We start from the raw sequence: 2,585 nt of genomic DNA on the forward strand, positions 1-2,585 counted from the left end.
GGACCAGACGGTAAGTGGCGCAGTATCGACAACAAAACCTTTTACCAAAACAAAATGCTATTGGGGCAAATCTACCGCAACGAGTTGGCGTTAGAGTGCCGCAAATTAGGGTATGAAATAGAGCTTCACCCACAAGAGTTATTTGAGATTAAAGGTTATACAAGGGAACAGATTGAGGGCTTCTCTAAACGGCATGAGCAAATAAAAGACAAGCTGATAGAGATGGGGGCGCAGCTCACCACTGAAAACAAAGCGTGGGCATGGCGCAAGACCAGGGCAAAGAAGAATCACGAGATTAGGCGTGAAGAAAAACTCCCTTATTGGCAAGAAGAAGCAGACCTATACGGCATCACACACCCCATTCCTGTTCACGGGCAAGCTGTGGAGTCCACCTCAAAGGAGCAAGATGAACAAATTGCGGCGGAAATCAAGCTAGCAGTAGATGCAGCAATTGAACATTGCTCCGAGCGTCAAGTTGCATTTACAGGCGAGGATATTGAAAAGTTTGTCACCGCCGAAGTCAAGCCATTTAACATCAGTCAGTTAGAGCAGGCAATCGCCCAGCATCCTGAACTAATCAAAACTTATGATGAGCGACAGTACACAACCCAAGCAGCTTTAGCTAGAGAACTCGCTACCATCAAGCTGATGCAGCAGGGCAAAGGGCTATGCAGCGCGATCACTCTTGCAGAAACTATACACAACTATTTAGCAGATAAAAAGCTAACTTCGGGACAGCGTAGCGCGATCGCCCTTACAGCTACGACTAACGACCAATTTATTGCATGGCAAGGAGTAGCAGGGGCGGGGAAGACCTATGCCCTCAATGCTGTAAAGCAGGTAGCTACAGCACTGGGTCAGGTAGCACCAGAGTATATTATCAAAGGCTTTGCCCCAAGTGCAGAAGCTGCGAAGGTACTGGGGGAAGAATTGGGAATTGAAGCTAATACAGTAGCGCGATTACTTGTTTCCAAGCAGAGCGAACAACCTCCACCTAACCAAATTTGGATTGTGGATGAAGCTGGATTATTAAGTGCCAAAAACGCCCACGCTCTATTGGAAAGAGCAACTCAAGAAGGAGCAAGAGTGATTCTTGTTGGTGACACGCGGCAGCTATCGGCAATCGAAGCGGGAAATCCCTTCAAAAGCTTGCAAAGCGCAGGAATTACTACAGCGTACCTTGACGAGTCCTTGCGTCAAAAGCCACCAGACTTACAGAAAGCTGTAGGTTTAGCAGCGAATGGTCAAATTGGGAAGGCGCTTTCTCATTTGCATCAATTAGAGCGGATTGAAGAAGTAGCTGATGCCGAGGAAAGAACTGCTAAAATGGCTGCTGACTATATCAAACTACCACCCAAGGAGCGCCAGCAGACATTAATCGTCGCAGGGACACATACAGAACGCTGTGCAATCACAGAGGAAATTCGTACTGCGCTGAAAGAGGAAGGAACGCTAGGTTATGGCGTAAAAGTAACTCAACTAAGAGCTAAACAAAACCTCACCGCAGTACAGACCCGCTATACCCACAATTACAACGTAGGTGATGTAGTCGTCCCTGTACGTGACTACAAAAGATTAGGACTTCACAAAGCTTTAGCCTACAAGGTTGAAGCACTAGAGGGTGATAAGCTCCATCTGAGCGACTTGGCGGGAAATCAGTTAGTTGTTGACCCGATGAAGTTCCGCAAGACGCTATACAACCAGGAGAATATTGACATTGCTGTAGGAGATCGCCTGCGGTGGACTCGTAACGACAAAGAACTCGGTCGCCGCAATGGTCAAGAGTTTACAGTGATTGGCATCGAAGGGCAAACAGCAACAGTTGAGTTGGAGGGTGGTAAAACTGGCACGATTGACCTCTACCAACCGTTGCACTTGGATTATGCCCTGGTTGCGACTACCTACTCGTCACAAGGAAAAACCGCCGATAGAGTATTAGTTTCCTCCACCTGTGATGCGACAGTAAGCTCCGAAAGCGTTTATGTTGCCATCAGCCGCGCTAAATATGACCTAAAAATCTACGCTGAAAATGTAGATTTTCTGTTGGAGCAAGCACAGGAGAGCAAGGCTCAAAAAACGGTACTGGAACTATTGCAACCCTCCTCTAAAGTACAAGTTGCAGCAGCAGAGGCAAGGGCTGGAGCTTCTTCGGTTGAGCAAGCGGCGGATGTTCCAATAACACCAAAACTAAGTCGTAAGGACTCCGCCCCAGTTATAAGTATTGAACGACCCCTCAAGCGTCAAAATCAGAAAGCAGCACTCTTAGCGCAAAATCCCATTGTTAAGAGAGAGCCACCCAAGCAGTTAGAGGTATTTTGGCAACCCACCAGCGCCGAGGAAGCTCCATCTCATATTGAAGTAAAGCATTGGCAGGAATTGATTAAGGACAGCGCTATTCATCCAGACATTGCTGCTGCTAACTTCCGCAGCCTACAAATGGGCAGTATTGAGCAGGAGCATGAGGCTTGGGAATACTTGATGTACTCGGACAAGCTGGAGCGAACCAACATTGGGCAACTAACTACTGGAATGCTCAAGCGATACGCCCATATTGATGCTGGCGGTTGGTGGTGCAATTCTGGGGT

The 2,585-nt window shown here is 47.6% G+C and carries 1 protein-coding gene; it reads left to right on the top strand.

Annotation, left to right across the window (positions count from 1 at the left end):
* Nucleotides 1-2,585: AAA family ATPase (locus C7B70_RS25530; protein WP_146134185.1), on the top strand; the 2,585-nt coding region annotated here is incomplete at both ends.

The sequence above is a fragment of the Chlorogloea sp. CCALA 695 genome, assembly GCF_003003885.1.
GTDB lineage: Bacteria > Cyanobacteriota > Cyanobacteriia > Cyanobacteriales > Chroococcidiopsidaceae > Aliterella.